We start from the raw sequence: 18,107 nt of genomic DNA on the forward strand, positions 1-18,107 counted from the left end.
AGTATGTCGGAAGTCACGAATGACTTGATGTTCGAGCTGCTGAAACGCGTGCATCACGAAATTGGTGAGCTTCGTCAGGATGTTTCCGAGACGAAAGGGGAATTGAATGTTATTCGGGGTCATGTGGTGGCAACGCAAAGTGACATTCATAACATCTATGGCATTCTCGCCCGCTAGGATGATCGATTTGAACGCATAGAACGCCGTCTCGACCCGCGCGAACTTGCCGAAGCTCAGAGGCCTTACGAACCAAAATGAAATCAGCTGTCGTCCTCCTGCCTGGCCTCAATCGCGACCGCGACATGATTGCGGCGCTGACCAAGATTTCCGGACAGGCGCCGGCAACCGTCTGGCAGACCGAGACAGAAATCCCCGATGTCGACTTGATCGCCATCCCCGGCGGCTTCTCCTTCGGCGACTATCTGCGCTGCGGCGCCATCGCCGCGCGCATGCCGGTGATGCGGGCGGTCGCCGAAAAGGCCGCCAAGGGCGTCATGGTCATCGGCGTCTGCAACGGTTTCCAGATCCTGGTCGAGGCGGGACTGCTGCCCGGTGCGCTCATGCGCAACACCTCGCTGAAATTCGTCTGCCGGCAGGTCAAGCTCGAGATCGCCAACGCCAACACCATGTTCACCCGCCGCTACCAGCCGGGCCAGATCATCCGCTCGCCGGTGGCGCATCATGACGGCAATTACTTTGCCGACGCCGACACGCTTGCCCGTCTCGAAGGCGAAGGCCAGGTGGTGTTCCGCTATGCCGAGGGCACCAATCCGAACGGCTCGATCAACGACATCGCCGGCATCGTCAATGAACAAGGCAATGTGCTTGGCCTGATGCCGCATCCCGAGAACCTGATAGAGGCAGCGCATGGCGGCAATGACGGAAGGGCGCTGTTCGAAGGTGCCCTGGGCATTGCCGCTTGAAGTTTACAACCGCAACCTTAAGAATTGCGGTAATTCAAAATCATAGCGTGAGGGAGAGACGGTCATGAAACTCTATTCGCGGCCGTTGTCGCCCTACTCTTCGATTGTGCGGGCACTGGCCTATATCAAGGACGTGCCGCTCAAGATCATCGCGCCGCCACCGGGTTTTCCGATCCCCGAAGAGTTTCGCGCCATCTCGCCGATGAACCGGATTCCGGTTCTGATCACCGGCTCGGGCGAAACGATCGTCGAATCGGTGGTCATCGCCGAATATTTTGAGGAGCGGTTTCCCGAACCGGCGCTGTTGCCGCCCGATTCGAAGGACCGCGCGCTGGTGCGCATGTTCGCCCGCATCACCGATCTCGATGTGCTGACGCCGACGATGAAGCTTTTCGAGCTGCATTTCGTGCCGAAGCGCAACACTGCCGAGATCGACGCTCAATTCGCCCGTCTCCACCATGGGCTGGCGGCCATCGAGGCACGCATGGCGCAGGGCCCCTTCGCGCTCGGTAGCGACATCAGTTTCGCCGATGCCTGGCTGACACCGACGCGGTTCATCCTCAACAATTTCCGCGCCATGACAGGCCGCCATGACCTGCTCGACGCCTATCCCAAATTCGATGCCTATGAGCAGATCGCCTCGCAGCACCCCGCATTGTCCAGGGTGTGGGGCGAGATGACCGACGGCCTCAAGATCTTTCTGTCCGAACTTGAAATGGGTGCCGCTTGATCAAGACGAGGACGATTGCCATCGTCGCCGCGGCGGGGTTTGCGCTGGCATCGTGCCAGTCGAGCCCCAAGAGCACGCCCGTGCCGTCGGGCAAAAGTGCCGCGCTGCTCGCCATGGAACAGGTGGCGATATCGGCCCACAAATGCTGGATCGCCAGCAAGGACCCAGCCTTCAAGCAGTATCAGATGGCCAATGAGCTGAACTCGTTCAGCGGCCAGCCGCGCTTCCTTCTGGTGCCGGCCAAGCACTATGGCGGCAAACCGTTGCTGGTCGTGCAGGCGCAGGGGAATTCAAGCCATGTCGACGTCTTCGGACCGTTGATGAACGACCCGCTTGGCGCACGCATCAGCTCGGATGTCGCGCGCTGGCAGGCGGGCAATCCGGCCTGCGCAGCCACCGCCTGAGCCAGCCATGGGCCGGTTCCTGCAGACCGCAGGGTTGGTTGTTGGTCTGATTGCGCTTGCCCTGCAGTTCTCGATCACCATTCCAGCGTCGATGGAAGCGGGCCGCGGCCTGTTTGGCTCGATCGTGTTCTATTTCAGCTTCTTCACCATCCTGACCAACATTGGCGCCGTGCTGGTTCACAGCTCGCTGTTGTCATCCAACGGCCATGCGTGGCTGCCGGCCTTTGCCGGGCCACGGATGCGCGCGGGCGTCGCGGCTTCGATCACCCTGGTCTTCATTGTCTATGCCACCGTGCTGGCGCGGCTCTGGCAGCCACAGGGCCTGTTCCTGCTTTGCGACGTCCTGCTGCACTACGTGACGCCGGTGCTGTTCGTGCTGTGGTGGCTGACGTCAGGCGCCGAGGGCAAAACGAGATGGAGCGATATTTCCTGGTGGGTTGTCTATCCCATCGCCTATCTGGCCTATGCGCTGGCGCGGGCGCCGCTGGCGGGCGAGGTGCCCTACCCCTTCCTCGATATCGCCAGGAATGGCGTTGAGAGCGTCACTATAGCGGCGCTCGCCATCACCGCGCTGTTCGTGGCGATATGCGTCGTCGCCGTTTTCGTCGATCACGGTATTGGGCGCCTCAGGAGCAAAGGCACCCGATAGACCGGTCCCTATTCCCAGAGCGGCTTGATGCCCTCGCGGTGAGCGTCGCAACGCGAGATGCCGATATCCTTGAGTTGATCGTCGGTCATCTCAAGCAGCGCCAGCCGGCCGCGCAGGCGCTCCAGCAGATGGTCGATCCAGTTCGCCAGCGACCTGACCACTTGCACAAGTCGGCCGGCGAAGCCGCGCTGCCCGGACGGGGGAGCAGGCCGGCAGAGCAATTCGGTTCTGGAGTGGCGGAATGTTCCGATTGTATCCATTTTTCTTTCTGCCATAATATCAATTGCACCCTTTTTAGCGCGCTATTGATATGTATTGACTCCCGAAACGGTGCAATATAGAAAATTGTCACCATGACAAATTGGGTGCCAGATCTCACGGGTTCAGGTCCGCTGTATCAGCGCCTCGCAGACGCCATTGAAGCGGATATCGACCGGGGTGTGATCGGTGCGGGGGCAAAGCTGCCGCCACAGCGCGACCTCGCCTACGACATCGGCGCCACGGTCGGCACAGTCGGCCGGGCCTACCAATTGCTGCGTGAGCGCGGTCTTGTCAGTGGCGAGGTCGGACGGGGGACCTATGTGCTGGGAGAGAACATTGGCGTTACAAAGCCAGAGGAGCCCGACATCAGCGTCGAAGGCACGCGTTATGCCGATGCCCCCAAGGACAAGCTGCGTTTCGACAGCACGGCAGCCCCTGACATCGGCCAGGGCGCCATTGTTGCTGACGTCCTGTCACGCGCCGCGCAAGACCATCCGCATGAGATTTCGAGCTACACGCGCGATTTCCCGGATCGCTGGTACGAAGCCGGCGCCCGGTGGCTGTCACGGAACGCCTTCCGGCCAGCGGTCGATACAATCGTCCCCACTCTCGGCACTCATGCCGCGGTGATGGCCGCGATCGCGGCCCTCACCACGCCCGGCGACTATGTCGCCTTCGAGCACCTCACCTACTCGCAGATTTCCCGCAGCGCCGGCCTGATAGGCCGGCGCACCGCGCTGGTGGCCTCGGATGATGAAGGCCTTGATCCAGCGGATTTCGAACGTGTCTGCGCGCAAAAGCATCCCAAGATGATATTTCTGATGCCAACGGCGCAGAATCCGACCTTGGTGACCTTGTCGTCGGCGCGCCGTGAGGCGATCGCGCGTGTCGCCCGTGAATACAATGTCATCCTGATCGAGGATGACCTCTACGGCCATCTGACCGACGACCCGACACCACTGCTTGCCGAATTTGCGCCTGAACGCACCATCATTGCCGGTGGCCTGTCGAAATCGGTCGCGGCCGGCCTGCGTGGCGGCTGGCTCTCCTGCCCGCCTGCCTATCGCCACCGCATCCGGGTCGCCCACAAGATGATGACCGGCGGCATGCCATTCCTGTTGGCGGAGGTGAATTCCCGGCTGGTGCTTTCCGGTCAGGCCAGCGAAATCCGCAGGCGCAGCATCGCGGAGATCAGCGCCCGCATGGCCATAGTGCGCGAACGCTTGACAGGCTTCTCATTCAAATCGCACGACAAAGTGCCGTTCGTCTGGCTCACCCTGCCCGATCCCTGGCTTTCCGGCACGTTCAAGAATGCCTGCCTGGAGCATGGCGTACTGATCGACGATGAGGATGAGTTCAAGGCGGGGCGCTCGGAGCGGGTTTTCCATGGGGTGCGCTTTGGCGTTTCGCAGCCAAGGCGGCGCGAGGATATTGCCGGCGGCGTCGCGGTGATCAGGCGGCTGCTGGACGAGGGCCGCGCAGGCTACGACAGTTTTTCCTGAGCCATGCGCGGCCACCCGCCCTGCTTGCCTCGAGACGCCGCCTTCGCGAAACCGAGACTTGTCAGAACCGGACCGGATCAGCCTTCGGCCTTGAAGTTCTTGGCTTCCTTCTCGGCCTTGTCCTTGCCGTGCTTCTCAGCCAATTCCTTGGCTTGCCGGGGCGAAACGTCGGTGGTCTCCGCGATATGGAGAGCCTCCTTGTCCGAGAGGCGATTGTCGTTCTTGCCTTGCTTGGTAGCCATCGTGCTGTCTCCTGAGTGATAGGACCTAACGGCTGGGACATCATGGCGTTCCCCATTTGGCTTTTGGGGGAGCTTCAATCGCTGGTCGGGGTGCCTTTCGTGGCTCAAGGGAGGGCCTGCCACGATTTATCGCGCGCATCACCCTGTTGCTTTCTGCCTTTTTCCTTCTCCGACGGGTGTATCGGCCGCAAAGCTTGCGATAAGAGGAGACTCAAAAATCCCTGCTCCATGGACATAAATCGCCGCCCATGACCATTTCCAATTCCGTGCCGATCACCCAGGACCTCATCGCCGCGCATGGGCTGAAGCCCGATGAATATCAGCGCATTCTCGACCTCGTCGGACGTGAACCGAGCTTTACCGAACTCGGCATCTTCTCGGCGATGTGGAACGAGCACTGCTCCTACAAATCCTCGAAGAAATGGCTGCGCACCTTGCCGACCACCGGTCCGCAGGTCATCCAGGGCCCGGGCGAGAATGCCGGCGTGGTCGACATCGGTGACGGCGACTGCGTCGTCTTCAAGATGGAAAGCCACAACCACCCGTCCTTCATCGAGCCTTATCAGGGTGCGGCGACCGGCGTCGGCGGCATCTTGCGCGACGTCTTCACCATGGGCGCGCGGCCGATCGCGGCCATGAACGCGCTGCGCTTCGGTGCTCCCGACCATCCCAAGACCAGGCATCTCGTCGCCGGAGTGGTTTCCGGCGTCGGCGGCTACGGCAATGCCTTCGGCGTGCCGACGGTCGGCGGCGAGGTCAATTTCGACGCCCGCTACAACGGCAATATCCTGGTCAATGCCTTTGCCGCGGGCCTTGCCAAGACGGACGCGATCTTCCTGTCAGAGGCAAAGGGGGTCGGCCTTCCGGTCGTCTATCTCGGCGCCAAGACCGGCCGCGACGGCGTCGGCGGCGCCACCATGGCCTCGGCCGAGTTCGACGACAAGATCGACGAGAAGCGCCCGACCGTGCAGGTCGGCGATCCCTTCACCGAAAAATGCCTGCTCGAGGCCTCTCTCGAACTGATGGCCTCGGGCGCGGTCATCGCCATCCAGGACATGGGTGCGGCCGGCCTCACCTGTTCGGCGGTTGAGATGGGCGCCAAGGGCGACCTCGGCATCGAGCTCGACCTCGACAAGGTGCCGGTGCGCGAAGAGCGTATGAGCGCCTACGAGATGATGCTGTCGGAAAGCCAGGAGCGCATGCTGATGGTGCTGCGCCCCGAAAAGGAAAAGGAAGCCGAGGCGATCTTCCACAAATGGGGTCTCGACTTTGCCATCGTCGGCAAGACCACCGACGATCTGCGCTTCCGCGTGCGGCACCAGGGCGACGAGGTCGCCGACCTGCCGATCAAGGACCTTGGCGACAAGGCACCGGAATACGATCGCCCGTGGGTCGAGCCGAAGAAGCCGGCGCCGCTTGCCGCCAACGATATCCCGCAAGCCGACCTCGCCGATGCGTTGCTGAAGCTGCTTGGCGGACCGGACCTGTCTTCGCGTCGCTGGGTGTGGGAACAATACGACACGCTGATCCAGGGCAATTCGCTGCAGCTTCCGGGCGGCGATGCCGGCGTGGTGCGCGTCGACGGACATCCGACCAAGGCGCTGGCCTTCTCCTCCGACGTGACGCCGCGCTACTGCGAAGCCGATCCCTATGAGGGCGGCAAGCAGGCCGTGGCCGAATGCTGGCGCAACCTGACCGCCACCGGGGCGCTGCCGCTCGCCGCCACCGACAATCTCAATTTCGGCAATCCCGAACGGCCAGAAATCATGGGCCAGCTGGTCGGCGCGGTGAAAGGCATTGGCGACGCCTGCCGGGCGCTCGGTTTCCCGATCGTGTCGGGCAACGTCTCGCTCTACAACGAGACCAACGGCCAGGGCATCCTGCCGACACCGACCATCGGCGGCGTCGGCCTGATATCGGACTGGTCGAAGATGGCGCGGATCGGTTTCGCCGCGGAAGGCCAGATGATCCTGCTGGTGGGCGCGCCGGCTTCCTGGGGAACGCATCTTGGCCAGTCGGCGTATATGCGCGATGTCCACGGCCGCAGCGATGGCCCGCCTCCGCCGGTCGATCTCGGGCACGAGAAGCGCGTCGGCGACCATGTGCGCTCGTTGATCGCGTCCGGTATCGTCACGGCGGCGCATGACGTCTCCGACGGCGGCATCGCGGTGGCGCTGGCCGAAATGGCGATGGCGTCCGGCATCGGCGCGACCGTTCCCGGACTGGTCGGTACCGATCCGATCCCGGTCTGGTTTGGCGAAGACCAGGGCCGCTATCTCCTGACGCTGTCGATCGATCCCCATGGCGATGAATGGGACGCTATTCGCAAGCAGCAGGGCGAACTCGGCATCTTCGCGCCGTGGATCGGCTCGACGGGCGGCAACGCGCTGAAGCTCGGCGATGCCAGGGCAATCCCGGTCAGCGATCTGACCACCGCCCATGAAGGCTGGTTCCCGCGCTTCATGGACCAGGCCAGTTGACGAGAGCATGATCCCGAAAAGTGAAAACCGGTTTTCGGAAAAGATCCTGCTCAATCATAAGAAACTGGCCCTACGGGCGCTGCTTGCGGTCGTCTTTTGGCCGTCGCTGTTCTTTTTCTGGTGCCTCGGGCCGTTCGTCTTCTTCCTGCTGTCGACGACCTCGAGCGAGGTTTGCCCCAGGCTGGAAACACGCGCCGAGTTTCTCGCCGCGGCCAACGATACGCTTCCGATGCTGGTCCTGCAGAACCTCATCTATGCGGTTCCGGTTGTCTGTCTGGTGCTTTGGAACTGGCTCCTGCCGGAACCAACGCGAGCTAGGCATATCATCACCTGCATCAAGCTTTTCGCCGTCTCGGCTGTTTTGGGAGCCTTGTGGGAGTATGGCTCTTCGCTTGTCTGCGATGGCTACGGCCAGCCGTTCTTCTCGCCCGCCTGGCGGGTGACCAGCTATTTGCCGATCGCCAACCTGGCGGTCAACACCCCGCTCTACGTGCTGGTTTTCAGTCTGGGCCGCGTCTTCTCGATGCGCGAGGACGAGCCGGCGCAGGGGCCGGGTGAAACCATCTCCTGAACACCAACAGAACGAACTCCGGACGGAACCGCTTCAATCCGGATTGGAAAGGCTTTAGGCTCGCCCGACTCTTATCGCATGGGCGGCCGCGCCGCCGCCCTCCCGGAACAGGAATTTCTGCAATGGCAATGGACGCCCACGATATCGAAAAACTGATCAAGGACGGCATACCGGACGCCCGCGTGACGATCCGCGATCTCGCCGGCGATGGCGACCACTACGCGGCCGAAGTCGTGGCCGAGAGCTTTCGGGGAAAGAGCCGCGTTCAGCAGCACCAGATGGTCTATGACGCGCTGAAGGGTAATATGGGCGGCGTGCTGCACGCGCTGGCGCTGCAGACCAGCGTTCCCGACTGAGGCATTTCCACCCGACACGCTTGGCCCAAAACAGCCCCTTCTTTGCGCCATTCGGGTGATGGCATGGCTAAAGTCTTGTTTCGGGCAACCTATGGGTTTATTTGAAAGACATGCTTCGAGCCTGACTCCCACAGGCGTGAAAGGATATTCCATGAGCGGTATCAACGACTACATCGACAACGAAGTGAAGGGCAACGACGTCGTCCTTTTCATGAAGGGCACGCCCGGCTTTCCGCAATGCGGGTTTTCCGGCCAGGTCGTCCAGATCCTCGACTATATCGGCGCCGACTACAAAGGCGTGAACGTCCTGGACTCCGCCGAACTGCGCCAGGGCATCAAGGATTATTCCAACTGGCCGACGATCCCGCAGCTCTATGTCAAGGGCGAATTCGTCGGCGGCTGCGATATCATTCGCGAAATGTTCCAGGCCGGCGAGTTGCAGACCTTCCTGGTCGAGAAGGGCGTCAGCGTCAAAGGCGCCGCCTAATTCAGCCAAGGCATGTCGACACCGACATGCCTTGGGCACCGGGGCAGCCCACCTCGGCAATTTTTACATCCCGGCTCCCGGGACTAGGACGAGCCAATGCGCCGGCCCGCCGGCGCGTTTTCGTTTAGAGATCGGACTTGCCGTGGACCAGCAGAAATCAGCGCCGCAAGGGGCAAGCGCCTTGCCCATTCCGCGCTGGGAGTTCATCGCGCTCTGCGCGGCGCTGATGGCGCTCAATTCGCTGGCTATCGACATCATGCTGCCGGCGCTGCAGCAGATTGGCGCCTCGCTCGGCGTCGAGAATGAAAACCACCGGCAATATGTGATCACCGCCTACATACTGGGTTTCGGCGGTGGCCAACTGTTCTTCGGGCCGATCTCGGACCGGTTCGGACGCCGTTCGCCGCTTGTCGCCGGCCTGATCATCTATGTGGCTGCGGCCGCCGCGGCCGCCATCGCGCCCAGCTTTGAAACACTTTTGCTATGTCGTGTCGTGCAAGGCATCGGCGCGGCCGCCACGCGCGTCATCGCGGTCTCGATCGTGCGCGATACATTCGATGGCCGGCGTATGGCCGAAGTGATGTCGCTGATCTTCATGGTGTTCATGGCCATTCCGGTCGTGGCGCCGGGCATCGGCCAGTTCATCATGCTGTTCGCGACCTGGCATTGGATATTCGTCACCATGGCCGTCGGCGCCCTGATCGTGTCGGCATGGTCGCTGCTGCGCCTGCCCGAGACGCTGCATCCCGAATATCGCCGGGCACTGACGGTCTCCTCCATTGTCGGCGGCTTCCGCATCGTGCTCACCAACCGCATCGCGCTCTGCTATGCCTTCGCCAGCACGTTCATCTTCGGCGCCATGTTTGGCTTCATCGCCTCGGCGCAGCAGATCTATGTCAACGTCTTCAACGTCGGCGAGATGTTTCCCGTCATCTTCGCCGGTGTCGCGGGCGTGCTCGCCTTCTCCAATTATCTCAACTCGCGCCTCGTCGGCCGCGTCGGCATGCGCCGCCTGTCGCAAAGCGCGCTGCTGCTGTTTCTGGTGATCAGCCTGGCCTGGCTGGTGGTTTCGTTGGAAACGAAGATGCCGCTCTGGCTGTTCATCACCTTCTTTGCCGGCGCCATGCTTCCGTTTGGCTGCCTCGGCGCCAATTTCAACGCATTGGCCATGGAGCCGCTTGGCCAACTGGCCGGCACGGCGTCATCCATCCTGGGTTTCATGCAGACGTTTCTCGGCGGCATTCTCGGCACGCTGATCGGCCAGGCTTTCAACGGCACGGTGACGCCACTGGCCGCCGGGTTCTGCAGCGTCTCGGTTGCCGCGCTGCTGATGATCCTGATCGCCGAGCGCGGCAAGATGTTCCAGCCGCAGAACACACCCGTCTCAGGGCACGTCACCGACCTGCACTAGATCTGCCGCAGACGCGGCGTAGAACTTAACCTATTGCGCCCACAGCTCCCGGCGCAGCTCCTGCCAGCTGTCCTGGTCCGGCGCGACAAGCAGGCCGCCGTCGACATGCGAGGGCAGATAGGCGCTGCCGTCGATGCGCGCGGCATGGCCGCCGGCTTCCTGATGAATCAGCACGCCGGGCAGGTGATCCCAGGGCATCAGCTTGTTGTAGACGATAAAATGCGCGTGCCCGCTCGCCAGCAGCCGATATTCGTGCGCGGCGCAGCGATAAGCGAACTGCGACAGTGCCTTGGTCTGGTTGCGTGCAAGGCGTGAGCGCTCCGGTTCGTCGAGATATTGCCAGGAGACCGCGCCGGTCATCTGCGAGATCGGCACGGGTGCCGCCACATGCACTTTTTCCAGGGTGCCATGGGCATGCCTGATATGGCTGCCGGCGCCCTTGGCGGCGATGAGCCAATCCTTGCCCACCGGATCATGGATGATGCCCACGACCGTCTCGCCCCTGACCACGACCGCCAGCATGACGCCGAACAGCGGTACGCCGGATGCGAAATTGAAGGTGCCGTCCACCGGATCGATGGTGAATGCCAGTTCGGCATCACCCAAGCCATCGAGCAGCGCCGGATTCTCGGAGCAGGCCTCCTCGCCCACCATCATGGCCGAGGGATAGCGCTCGCGCAGCCTGGCGGTGATCAGCCGCTCGGCGTTGACATCCGCCTCCGTCACCAGGTCGGCTGCGGAAGTCTTCTGGCGGATATCGCCATCGCCCAATCGGCGAAAGCGCGGCATGATTTCGGCTTGGGCTGCCTCGGCCAGAATGCCGGCCAGCCAGTCGATCGCGGTATCGTCAAATGTCATCGGAAATGTCTTGCCTGATCGCGAGGGTTTCATTGAGGGCGGCGAAATCGAACAGTTTTCGGTCGAGCAAATGCGACGGCCTGGTGTTGGACAGAGCGCGGATCATCGTGTCCTTGCGGCCAGGCAAGCGCTTTTCGATGTCTTCGAGCATCGCCTTCATGGCGTTGCGCTGCAGCCCTTCCTGGCTGCCGCAGAGATCGCAAGGGATGATCGGGAACCGCATCGCGGCAGCGAATTTCTCCAGGTCAACCTCGGCGCAGTAGCTCAGCGGCCGCAACACCATGACGTCGCCGTCGTCGTTGAGCAGTTTTGGCGGCATGGCGGCAAGCCGGCCGCCATGGAACAGGTTCATGAAGAAGGTTTCGAGAATATCCTCGCGATGATGGCCGAGGACCAGGGCCGAGCAGCCCTCCTCGCGGGCGATCCTGTAGAGATGGCCGCGCCGCAGCCGCGAGCACAGCGAGCAATAGGTGCTGCCCTCCGGGAGCTTGTCGGTGACGACCGAGTAGGTGTCCCGGTATTCGATCCGGTGGGCTATGCCGTTGGCGTCGAGATAGTCGGGCAGGATGTGCTTGGGGAAATTCGGCTGACCCTGGTCGAGGTTGCAGGCCAGCAACTCGACCGACAGCATCCCGCGCCATTTGAGATCAAGCAGCATGGCAAGCAGACCGTAGGAATCCTTGCCGCCAGATAGCGCGACCAGCCAGCGCTCACCGGGCTTCACCATCGAAAAATCCTCGATCGCCTGGCGGGTCAGCCGCAGCAGCCGCTTGCGCAATTTGTTGAACTCGACCGAGGACGGCACATCAGCGAACAGCGGATGGAAACCACCGTCGGCGATGGGTTCAAGCGTTTCGATGTCTGGCAGCATGTTCATGGCGCGACGGCCCCGGAAATGTGACTTCCGCCCGGATTAACGCATCGGCCGGAAAATCGAAACGGCAAAGCGGATGCCCGAAAACAAAAAAGGCCGCCTCGAAGGCGGCCTTTTCCGATATCGCAGAAAAGCGTTCGCTTAGCGCGAGTAGAATTCGACGACCAGGTTCGGTTCCATCTGCACGGCGAACGGAACGTCGGCGAGGCCCGGGATGCGCGAGAAGGTCGCGACCATCTTATTGTGATCGGCTTCGATGTAGTCCGGCACGTCGCGCTCGGCAAGGCCGACCGACTCCAGGACGATGACCAACTGCTTCGACTTTTCGCGCACTTCGATGACATCGCCCGGCTTGCAGCGGTACGAGCCAATGTTGACGCGCTTGCCGTTGACGTTGACGTGGCCGTGGTTGACGAACTGACGGGCGGCGAAGATGGTCGGTACGAACTTGGAGCGGTAGACGACCGCGTCGAGACGCGATTCGAGCAGGCCGATCAGGTTCTCCGAGGTGTCGCCCTTGCGGCGGTCGGCCTCTTCATAGACCTTGCGGAACTGCTTTTCCGAAACGTCGCCATAGTGACCCTTCAGCTTCTGCTTGGCGCGCAGCTGCAGGCCGAAATCGGAAAGCTTGCCCTTGCGGCGCTGGCCATGCTGGCCGGGGCCGTATTCACGCTTGTTGACCGGGGACTTCGGGCGGCCCCAGATATTTTCGCCGAGACGGCGGTCGATCTTGTATTTCGCGGATTCGCGCTTGCTCATCGCATTCCCTTTTCAAAACAGCACACCCGGCACCTCATGGTCCGGATGAAGGAAACGCGCCCTCCTCTGGCCTCCGTTTTCGAGACCTGACAGGGTTTTCCCACGCAACGCGGCGGAAAACCCACGGGACACGTCAGTTCAAACAAGGCCAGAAACAGAGAGGGTGACTGACTTTGCGTATATAAAAGAAACACCGGACATCGCTGCCCGGCGTTGGCGGCTGGTTAAACCGAGATTTAACCGATGTCAAGCTTGTGAGTAGCGTGGCCAACCACAACCATGTAGCGTTTGCGACGTTGATGCGATGCCGGATGTGGCGGGAGGTTTTGCGCCAGCGGCACAGGAAGGGACTGGAGCTAGAGGAGCCCAACTACATGAAGAAGTTCTTCCTTACCCTGGCAGGCGCCGCGGTGCTTGCAGGCTCGATGGCGGTGGCGCCGGAACCGGCCATGGCGCGCCATTGGCACGGCCACAAACAGGTCTGCCGGGTCATCGTCAAAAAGAGAGTGGTGTGGCGGCATGGTCATCGCAGGGTGATCGTCGAGAGGGTACGGCGCTGCCACCGCTGGTAGGCTGTTCAACGCAACAATCCCAAGGGCCAGCAAACGTCGCTGGCCCTTTTTCATTTCCAAGATAGTCTGGCTCGAAGCGCTCAATCCTGGGATTTTTTCTCCGGCAGTCCCTTGCGCTTCGTCTCGGCGAATTCCTCGAGCTGCTTTTCATTCATCGATTCATACATGCCCTTGGAAGCGCCTTTGAGCTCGCTTTTTTTGGTCTCGCCACGTTTGGCGGAGAGTGCGGCGCCGGCGGCCTTCTGCTGGGCTTTCGAGGTGGCTGGCATAGCGGTTCTCCTTTGCTGTCAGGAGAAACGCCGCGCTTCGGCGGCGGTTCCAGCGCCAGTGGCCCATCCCGGTCCGCTCGGTGCCAGCCGGTGGCCGGCCTTGGCGATTTTCGTTGGTACCTTCCCGTGTCCGGAACCCCAGTGTAGGACGGCTGAATGAAATCCCTGACCGATCCCTCACAGGCTCTCTCCACCGGCCTGGCGAAAATCCGCACCGAATTACACGTGCCGGACGGATTTCCGGCTGACGTAGTTGCCGCGGCGGAGGCGGCGGCCAAACGCGTGCCCGACCAGCATGCCGATCGAAGGGCGATGCCCTTCGTCACGCTCGATCCGGCTGCCTCCACCGATCTCGATCAGGCGTTCTCGATCGAGGCGAGCGGTGGTGATCTTCTGCTGCATTATGCCATTGCCGACGTGGCCTGGTTCGTCGAGGACGGCGACGCGGTGGATCTCGAAGCCTGGACGCGGGGCGAGACATTTTACTTGCCGGACGGCAAGGCCGGACTCTACCCGCCGGTGATTGCCGAGGGTGCGGCAAGCCTGTTGCCGGATGGACCCCGTCCAGCTGTTATCTTCACGGTCCGGATTGCGCAGGACGGTGCAACGAAGTTGGACGGTGCGGAGCGGGCAATCATTCAAAGCCGCGCCAAGCTCGCCTACGACAGCGTGAAGGCTTCCGACGTTCCGGCCGGCTTTGCCGAAATGGCATTGCGCATGGCAATGAACGAACAGCGTCGCGGGGCTTCCCGCGTCGACCCACCCGAGCAGGAGGTGGAAAGGCTTGCCGATGGCACATACCGGCTTTCGTTCAGACCGCTGCTGCAATCCGAGCAGGACAACGCAGCACTTTCGCTGGCCGCCAACATGGCGATTGCCGATGCCATGCTTGCGCACCACACCGGCTTGTTCCGGGTGATGTCAGGGCCGGATGCTTTCAAGGTTCAAAGATTGCGCAACGCGGCACAGGCTCTCGGACTGTCCTGGCCGGCCTCCACCGGTTTGCGAGACTATCAGCGAACCCTCGATCCGACCGATCCGCGACAAGCAGCACTGATGCTGGAAATCCGCCATGCAAGCCCCGGCGCGTCTTATCAACCCTATCACGACGGCGTCGTCCCATGGCATGAGGCTATGGCTGCGACCTATGCTCATGCAACGGCACCACTCCGACGGCTTGCCGATCGCTATGTCGTGCGCTGCGCGCTGGCTATCGCCAACGGCCAGCCCGTGCCCCAGGCTGTCACCGACGCATTCGCCAGATTGCCGAAAGCTATGGGACGTGCGGATAGCCGCGCTTCGCAGATCAACCACGCAGCCATCGACCTTGCCGAGGCAATAATGCTCAGGGGACGCGAGGGGGAGATTTTCAAAGCCGTCGTCACCGACTTCGTCGACCATGGCGTGCGCGTTCAGCTTGCCGACATGCCTGTCGTCGCCACCGTAAAGGCCTCCGGCCTAAGACAGGGCGACGGTCTGACGCTAAGGCTGGTCCTGGCCGATCCGGATCAACGCAGCATCGTCTTCGAACCTGTTTGAGTGGCGGGCATCTCCGCCACTGTCTAAGTGCACGGTCAGCCCAAAGCCCTGCATAAGGCGGCTGACGGCGAAGTCCGCCTTGCCCGAGGTGAAGACCGCGATATCGGGCTCGCCTTGCGGCAGCGCCCCATCGATAGGCGGCAGCAGCGAAAGGACGCGCCGTGCGATCGCCTCGGCCGGATCGATCCAGTCGACCGGCCAGGGCGCGGTCTTGCGCATGCGATTGACCAGAAAGGGATAGTGCGTGCAGGCCAGCACAACGATATCGGTGCGCATGCCGTCACGCTCGATGAAGCATGGCGCGATCTCGGCGCGCACGGCCTCCTCGTCGACGAAGCCCTCGCGCATGTAGGCTTCGGACAGACCCGCCAGCCGGTCGCTGCCGACCAGGCGGACATGGCATTTCTGCGCCCATTTGGCGATCAGGTCGCGCGTGTACTGGCGCTTTACCGTGCCCGGGGTCGCCAACACCGAGACCAGGCCCGAGCGCGTGCGCTCGGCCGCCGGCTTGACCGCAGGCACCGTGCCGACGAAGGGATGGCAAGGAAAGGTATCGCGCAGCGCATCGATCACCAGCGTCGAGGCGGTGTTGCAGGCGATGACCGAAAGGGCCGGCGCAAAGCGGTCGAGCAGTCTGGCGAACAGCTCCAGTATATGGGTCCGCAGCGCCGGCTCTTCCCAGGCGCCAAAGGGAAAAGCGGCATCGTCGGCGACATAGATGAAGCGCCGGTCGGGCATCAGCACGCGCGCCTCGCGCAACACGGTGAGCCCGCCGACGCCGGAATCGAACATCAGGATCGGCTGGTCAGTCATTGTCGGTTCCCTTGCCGCCGAGCGGCGGCGTGTCCGCGTCGTCGCCGTTGGCGTCCGGCACCACCCGGCCAGCAGCCTCCGCCTTGCGGGCGCGCGCGGCGGCCGCGGGCAAACGCCTCGGATCATCGCCCGGCGAGCCATCGCCGCGCGGCATCGCCGGTGAGAACCGGTCTAGTGACGAGATGATGCCGCGCAACACCTTGAGCTCCGGTTCGGCGAAGCCGGCGCGCGTCAGCACGGCGCGCAGATTGTCGACCATTTTCGGCTTCTTCGGCGCCGGCCGGAAATAGCCGCGCGCTTCCAACGCGCCTTCCAGATAGGCGAACAGGCCGTGCAATTCTTCCTTGCTTGCAGGCTTCATCTCAGGCCCCGTAAAGTTGGTGCTGGTCTCGTCCTCCAGGCCCGACTTCATCCACTCATAGGACATCAGCAAGGCCGCCTGGGCGATGTTGAGCGAGGAGAAGTCGGGATCGACCGGGAAAGTGACGATCTCGTCGGCGAGGCCAACCTCGTCATTGTAAAGACCGAAGCGTTCGCGTCCGAACAGGATGCCGGTGCGTTGTCCCATTTCGTAGCGGGCACGCAGCATCCTGCCTGCTTCCACCGGGCCGCGCACGGATTTGAAGCCGTCGCGCTGCCTGGCGGTGGTGGCGAAGACGAAGTTCAGGTCGGCGAGCGCCGAGGCCAGGTCGTCAAAAACCCTGACGGCGTCGATGACGTGGTCAGCACGGCTAGCGGCGGCGCGCGCCTTCTCGCTCGGCCAGCCGTCGCGCGGGTTGACCAGGCGCAGCTCCGAAAGTCCGAAATTGGCCATGGCGCGGGCGACCATGCCGATGTTCTCGCCAAGCTGCGGCTCGACCAGAATGATCGCCGGGCCGGCGGCTGCGGGTTTAGTGGAATCTTTGGTAATGGGCATGATTGTCAATGAACTGCTGTTTGCGGCATTTCAGCGTCCCCTGCCATATTCGACCGGGAAAATGAAGCATTCGCAAATGGCAGGGGTCACGGCCTCGCATTCGTGACCGATCGTCGTTTGCGTGGCCAAAAGCGCTTTGATATACGGGCGGCATCCCCGGCCAACGCCACGCGGGCAAGGCCGTCCCATTCCCAGCAACGAGGCATTCTTTCCATGGCGAAGATCAAGGTGGCGAACCCGGTCGTCGAACTCGACGGCGACGAGATGACCCGCATCATCTGGCAGTTCATCAAGGACAAGCTGATCCACCCTTATCTCGACCTCAAGCTTGAATATTACGACCTCGGCATCGAGCACCGCGACGCCACCAACGACCAGGTGACGATCGATTCGGCCAACGCCATCAAGAAATACGGCGTCGGCGTGAAATGCGCGACCATCACCCCCGACGAGCAGCGCGTCGAGGAATTCAAGCTGAAGAAGATGTGGAAATCGCCCAACGGCACCATCCGCAACATTTTGGGCGGCACCATCTTCCGCGAGCCGATCATCATGAAGAACGTGCCGCGCCTGGTACCCGGCTGGACCAAGCCGATCATCGTCGGCCGTCACGCCTTCGGCGACCAGTATCGCGCCACCGATTTCCGCTTTCCCGGCAAGGGCAAGCTGACGATCAAATTCGTCGGCGAGGATGGCCAAGTGATCGAGCATGACGTGTACGATGCGCCCGGCGCCGGTGTCGCCATGGCCATGTACAATCTAGACGAGTCGATCCGCGAATTTGCCCGCGCGTCGCTGAACTACGGCCTGCTGCGCAATTATCCGGTCTACCTGTCGACCAAGAACACCATCCTCAAGGCCTATGACGGCCGCTTCAAGGACATATTCCAGGAGGTCTACGAGGCTGAATTCGAGGCCGAGTTCAAGTCGAAGAAGCTGTGGTACGAGCACCGCCTGATCGACGACATGGTGGCGTCGAGCCTGAAATGGTCGGGCGGCTATGTCTGGGCCTGCAAGAACTATGACGGCGACGTCCAGTCCGACACGGTGGCTCAAGGCTTTGGGTCGCTCGGCCTGATGACCTCGGTGCTGATGACGCCGGATGGCAAGACCGTCGAAGCCGAAGCCGCGCACGGCACTGTCACCCGCCATTATCGCCAGCATCAGAAGGGCGAGGAAACCTCGACCAATTCGATCGCCTCGATCTTCGCCTGGACACGGGGCCTGGCGCACCGCGCCAAGCTCGACGACAACGCCGAACTGAAGCGTTTTTCCGAGACCCTGGAAAAGGTCTGCATCCAGACCGTCGAGAGCGGTTATATGACCAAGGACCTGTCGCTTTTGATTGGTCCCGACCAGCCTTGGTTGTCGACCACCGGCTTCCTCGACAAGATCGACGAGAATTTGCAGAAGGCGATGGCGTAGGTACCCGCAGTTCCAAATGCCGAAGGTTCCGAAAGAAGCCTTCGGTTTTTAGGGCCGGCGAAAGCA

The 18,107-nt window shown here is 62.1% G+C and carries 22 protein-coding genes; 14 read left to right on the top strand and 8 right to left on the bottom strand.

What is annotated here, in order from left to right:
* Positions 1–3: 3 nt before the first annotated feature.
* The 5 genes from O7A60_RS15540 to O7A60_RS15560 all read left to right on the top strand — a co-directional run bounded on the left by O7A60_RS15540 (position 4) and on the right by O7A60_RS15560 (position 2,706).
* Positions 4–177 (top strand): hypothetical protein, encoded by a 174-nt coding sequence (locus O7A60_RS15540; protein ID WP_337107054.1) that lies wholly within the window; start codon positions 4–6, stop codon positions 175–177.
* A gap of 77 nt (positions 178–254) precedes the next feature.
* Entirely contained in the window at positions 255–923 is a 669-nt protein-coding gene (purQ, locus tag O7A60_RS15545; protein ID WP_337107055.1) for a phosphoribosylformylglycinamidine synthase subunit PurQ, read from the top strand.
* 64 nt (positions 924–987) lie between these two features.
* Positions 988–1,653, top strand: coding sequence for a glutathione S-transferase family protein (locus O7A60_RS15550; protein WP_337107056.1), 666 nt, complete (start codon positions 988–990; stop codon positions 1,651–1,653).
* On the top strand, positions 1,650–2,057 hold the full coding sequence (locus tag O7A60_RS15555) for a hypothetical protein (RefSeq protein WP_337107057.1): 408 nt from the start codon (positions 1,650–1,652) through the stop codon (positions 2,055–2,057). Before O7A60_RS15550 ends, O7A60_RS15555 begins: the two co-directional genes overlap by 4 nt.
* A 7-nt stretch (positions 2,058–2,064) precedes the next feature.
* Entirely contained in the window at positions 2,065–2,706 is a 642-nt protein-coding gene (locus O7A60_RS15560; RefSeq protein WP_337107058.1) for a Pr6Pr family membrane protein, read from the top strand.
* A gap of 8 nt (positions 2,707–2,714) precedes the next feature.
* On the opposite strand, the gene O7A60_RS15565 is transcribed toward O7A60_RS15560, so the two are convergent.
* Positions 2,715–2,966 (bottom strand): DUF1127 domain-containing protein, encoded by a 252-nt coding sequence (locus tag O7A60_RS15565; RefSeq protein ID WP_337107059.1) that lies wholly within the window; start codon positions 2,964–2,966, stop codon positions 2,715–2,717.
* Between the two features lie 93 nt (positions 2,967–3,059).
* On the opposite strand from O7A60_RS15565, the gene O7A60_RS15570 reads away from it, so the two are divergent.
* Positions 3,060–4,469 carry an aminotransferase-like domain-containing protein gene (locus O7A60_RS15570; protein WP_337107060.1) on the top strand — a complete coding sequence of 470 codons (1,410 nt, stop codon included), beginning with the start codon at positions 3,060–3,062 and terminating at the stop codon, positions 4,467–4,469.
* A gap of 77 nt (positions 4,470–4,546) precedes the next feature.
* Here the strand turns inward: O7A60_RS15570 and O7A60_RS15575 are convergent, their stop codons facing one another.
* The gene (locus O7A60_RS15575) at positions 4,547–4,711 is read right to left on the bottom strand and encodes a hypothetical protein (RefSeq protein ID WP_167531216.1); all 165 of its coding nucleotides are present in this window, start codon (positions 4,709–4,711) and stop codon (positions 4,547–4,549) included.
* A gap of 248 nt (positions 4,712–4,959) precedes the next feature.
* On the opposite strand from O7A60_RS15575, the gene purL reads away from it, so the two are divergent.
* The 5 genes from purL (at position 4,960) to O7A60_RS15600 (ending at position 10,016) form a co-directional block, all read left to right on the top strand.
* Positions 4,960–7,191, top strand: coding sequence for a phosphoribosylformylglycinamidine synthase subunit PurL (gene purL, locus O7A60_RS15580; protein WP_337107061.1), 2,232 nt, complete (start codon positions 4,960–4,962; stop codon positions 7,189–7,191).
* A 7-nt stretch (positions 7,192–7,198) separates the two neighbouring features.
* Positions 7,199–7,762: a hypothetical protein gene (locus O7A60_RS15585; protein ID WP_337107062.1), complete on the top strand. Its 564-nt coding sequence runs from the start codon at positions 7,199–7,201 to the stop codon at positions 7,760–7,762.
* A 122-nt stretch (positions 7,763–7,884) separates the two neighbouring features.
* Positions 7,885–8,118, top strand: coding sequence for a BolA/IbaG family iron-sulfur metabolism protein (locus tag O7A60_RS15590; RefSeq protein ID WP_015318146.1), 234 nt, complete (start codon positions 7,885–7,887; stop codon positions 8,116–8,118).
* Between the two features lie 151 nt (positions 8,119–8,269).
* The gene (gene grxD / locus O7A60_RS15595; RefSeq protein ID WP_013895877.1) at positions 8,270–8,605 is read left to right on the top strand and encodes a Grx4 family monothiol glutaredoxin; all 336 of its coding nucleotides are present in this window, start codon (positions 8,270–8,272) and stop codon (positions 8,603–8,605) included.
* A gap of 142 nt (positions 8,606–8,747) precedes the next feature.
* Positions 8,748–10,016, top strand: coding sequence for a multidrug effflux MFS transporter (locus O7A60_RS15600; RefSeq protein WP_337107063.1), 1,269 nt, complete (start codon positions 8,748–8,750; stop codon positions 10,014–10,016).
* Between the two features lie 30 nt (positions 10,017–10,046).
* On the opposite strand, the gene O7A60_RS15605 is transcribed toward O7A60_RS15600, so the two are convergent.
* From O7A60_RS15605 to rpsD, 3 genes are all read right to left on the bottom strand, one after another.
* Positions 10,047–10,874, bottom strand: a complete 828-nt coding sequence (locus tag O7A60_RS15605; protein WP_337107064.1) for an inositol monophosphatase family protein — start codon at positions 10,872–10,874, stop codon at positions 10,047–10,049.
* Positions 10,864–11,751: a tRNA 2-thiocytidine(32) synthetase TtcA gene (gene ttcA / locus O7A60_RS15610; protein ID WP_337107065.1), complete on the bottom strand. Its 888-nt coding sequence runs from the start codon at positions 11,749–11,751 to the stop codon at positions 10,864–10,866. The genes O7A60_RS15605 and ttcA overlap by 11 nt, the downstream gene beginning before the upstream one ends.
* Positions 11,752–11,889: 138 nt before the next feature.
* Positions 11,890–12,507 carry a 30S ribosomal protein S4 gene (rpsD, locus tag O7A60_RS15615; RefSeq protein WP_027028657.1) on the bottom strand — a complete coding sequence of 206 codons (618 nt, stop codon included), beginning with the start codon at positions 12,505–12,507 and terminating at the stop codon, positions 11,890–11,892.
* A 374-nt stretch (positions 12,508–12,881) separates the two neighbouring features.
* Between rpsD and O7A60_RS15620 the strand changes: the two genes are divergently transcribed.
* Positions 12,882–13,079 carry a hypothetical protein gene (locus tag O7A60_RS15620; protein ID WP_140506376.1) on the top strand — a complete coding sequence of 66 codons (198 nt, stop codon included), beginning with the start codon at positions 12,882–12,884 and terminating at the stop codon, positions 13,077–13,079.
* Positions 13,080–13,159: 80 nt separating this feature from the next.
* Here the strand turns inward: O7A60_RS15620 and O7A60_RS15625 are convergent, their stop codons facing one another.
* The gene (locus tag O7A60_RS15625; protein WP_027143670.1) at positions 13,160–13,348 is read right to left on the bottom strand and encodes a DUF3008 family protein; all 189 of its coding nucleotides are present in this window, start codon (positions 13,346–13,348) and stop codon (positions 13,160–13,162) included.
* Positions 13,349–13,504: 156 nt separating this feature from the next.
* On the opposite strand from O7A60_RS15625, the gene O7A60_RS15630 reads away from it, so the two are divergent.
* A complete protein-coding gene (locus tag O7A60_RS15630) occupies positions 13,505–14,887 on the top strand; it encodes an RNB domain-containing ribonuclease (RefSeq protein ID WP_337107066.1) in 1,383 nt (460 codons plus the stop codon).
* On the opposite strand, the gene murI is transcribed toward O7A60_RS15630, so the two are convergent.
* Entirely contained in the window at positions 14,831–15,700 is an 870-nt protein-coding gene (gene murI, locus O7A60_RS15635) for a glutamate racemase (RefSeq protein ID WP_337107067.1), read from the bottom strand. The genes O7A60_RS15630 and murI overlap by 57 nt on opposite strands.
* Complete coding sequence (locus O7A60_RS15640) at positions 15,693–16,616, bottom strand: RNA methyltransferase (protein ID WP_337107068.1); 924 nt, start codon at positions 16,614–16,616, stop codon at positions 15,693–15,695. Before O7A60_RS15640 ends, murI begins: the two co-directional genes overlap by 8 nt.
* Before the next feature lie 213 nt (positions 16,617–16,829).
* On the opposite strand from O7A60_RS15640, the gene O7A60_RS15645 reads away from it, so the two are divergent.
* The gene (locus O7A60_RS15645) at positions 16,830–18,041 is read left to right on the top strand and encodes an NADP-dependent isocitrate dehydrogenase (protein WP_337107069.1); all 1,212 of its coding nucleotides are present in this window, start codon (positions 16,830–16,832) and stop codon (positions 18,039–18,041) included.
* The last annotated feature ends 66 nt before the right edge of the window (positions 18,042–18,107 follow it).

The sequence above is a fragment of the Mesorhizobium salmacidum (SeqCode) genome (assembly GCF_037179605.1).
Lineage (GTDB): Bacteria > Pseudomonadota > Alphaproteobacteria > Rhizobiales > Rhizobiaceae > Mesorhizobium > Mesorhizobium salmacidum.

Coding starts and splice junctions, on each gene's coding strand:
- purQ (WP_337107055.1), top strand. CDS start 255: ATGAAATCAGCTGTCGTCCTCCTGCCTGGCCTCAATCGCGACCGCGAC.
- grxD (WP_013895877.1), top strand. CDS start 8,270: ATGAGCGGTATCAACGACTACATCGACAACGAAGTGAAGGGCAACGAC.
- ttcA (WP_337107065.1), bottom strand. CDS start 11,751: ATGAACATGCTGCCAGACATCGAAACGCTTGAACCCATCGCCGACGGT.
- murI (WP_337107067.1), bottom strand. CDS start 15,700: ATGACTGACCAGCCGATCCTGATGTTCGATTCCGGCGTCGGCGGGCTC.
- O7A60_RS15560 (WP_337107058.1), top strand. CDS start 2,065: ATGGGCCGGTTCCTGCAGACCGCAGGGTTGGTTGTTGGTCTGATTGCG.
- O7A60_RS15620 (WP_140506376.1), top strand. CDS start 12,882: ATGAAGAAGTTCTTCCTTACCCTGGCAGGCGCCGCGGTGCTTGCAGGC.
- O7A60_RS15605 (WP_337107064.1), bottom strand. CDS start 10,874: ATGACATTTGACGATACCGCGATCGACTGGCTGGCCGGCATTCTGGCC.
- O7A60_RS15590 (WP_015318146.1), top strand. CDS start 7,885: ATGGCAATGGACGCCCACGATATCGAAAAACTGATCAAGGACGGCATA.
- O7A60_RS15575 (WP_167531216.1), bottom strand. CDS start 4,711: ATGGCTACCAAGCAAGGCAAGAACGACAATCGCCTCTCGGACAAGGAG.
- O7A60_RS15585 (WP_337107062.1), top strand. CDS start 7,199: ATGATCCCGAAAAGTGAAAACCGGTTTTCGGAAAAGATCCTGCTCAAT.
- O7A60_RS15570 (WP_337107060.1), top strand. CDS start 3,060: ATGACAAATTGGGTGCCAGATCTCACGGGTTCAGGTCCGCTGTATCAG.
- O7A60_RS15540 (WP_337107054.1), top strand. CDS start 4: ATGTCGGAAGTCACGAATGACTTGATGTTCGAGCTGCTGAAACGCGTG.
- rpsD (WP_027028657.1), bottom strand. CDS start 12,507: ATGAGCAAGCGCGAATCCGCGAAATACAAGATCGACCGCCGTCTCGGC.
- O7A60_RS15565 (WP_337107059.1), bottom strand. CDS start 2,966: ATGGATACAATCGGAACATTCCGCCACTCCAGAACCGAATTGCTCTGC.
- O7A60_RS15640 (WP_337107068.1), bottom strand. CDS start 16,616: ATGCCCATTACCAAAGATTCCACTAAACCCGCAGCCGCCGGCCCGGCG.
- O7A60_RS15630 (WP_337107066.1), top strand. CDS start 13,505: ATGAAATCCCTGACCGATCCCTCACAGGCTCTCTCCACCGGCCTGGCG.
- O7A60_RS15625 (WP_027143670.1), bottom strand. CDS start 13,348: ATGCCAGCCACCTCGAAAGCCCAGCAGAAGGCCGCCGGCGCCGCACTC.
- O7A60_RS15550 (WP_337107056.1), top strand. CDS start 988: ATGAAACTCTATTCGCGGCCGTTGTCGCCCTACTCTTCGATTGTGCGG.
- O7A60_RS15645 (WP_337107069.1), top strand. CDS start 16,830: ATGGCGAAGATCAAGGTGGCGAACCCGGTCGTCGAACTCGACGGCGAC.
- purL (WP_337107061.1), top strand. CDS start 4,960: ATGACCATTTCCAATTCCGTGCCGATCACCCAGGACCTCATCGCCGCG.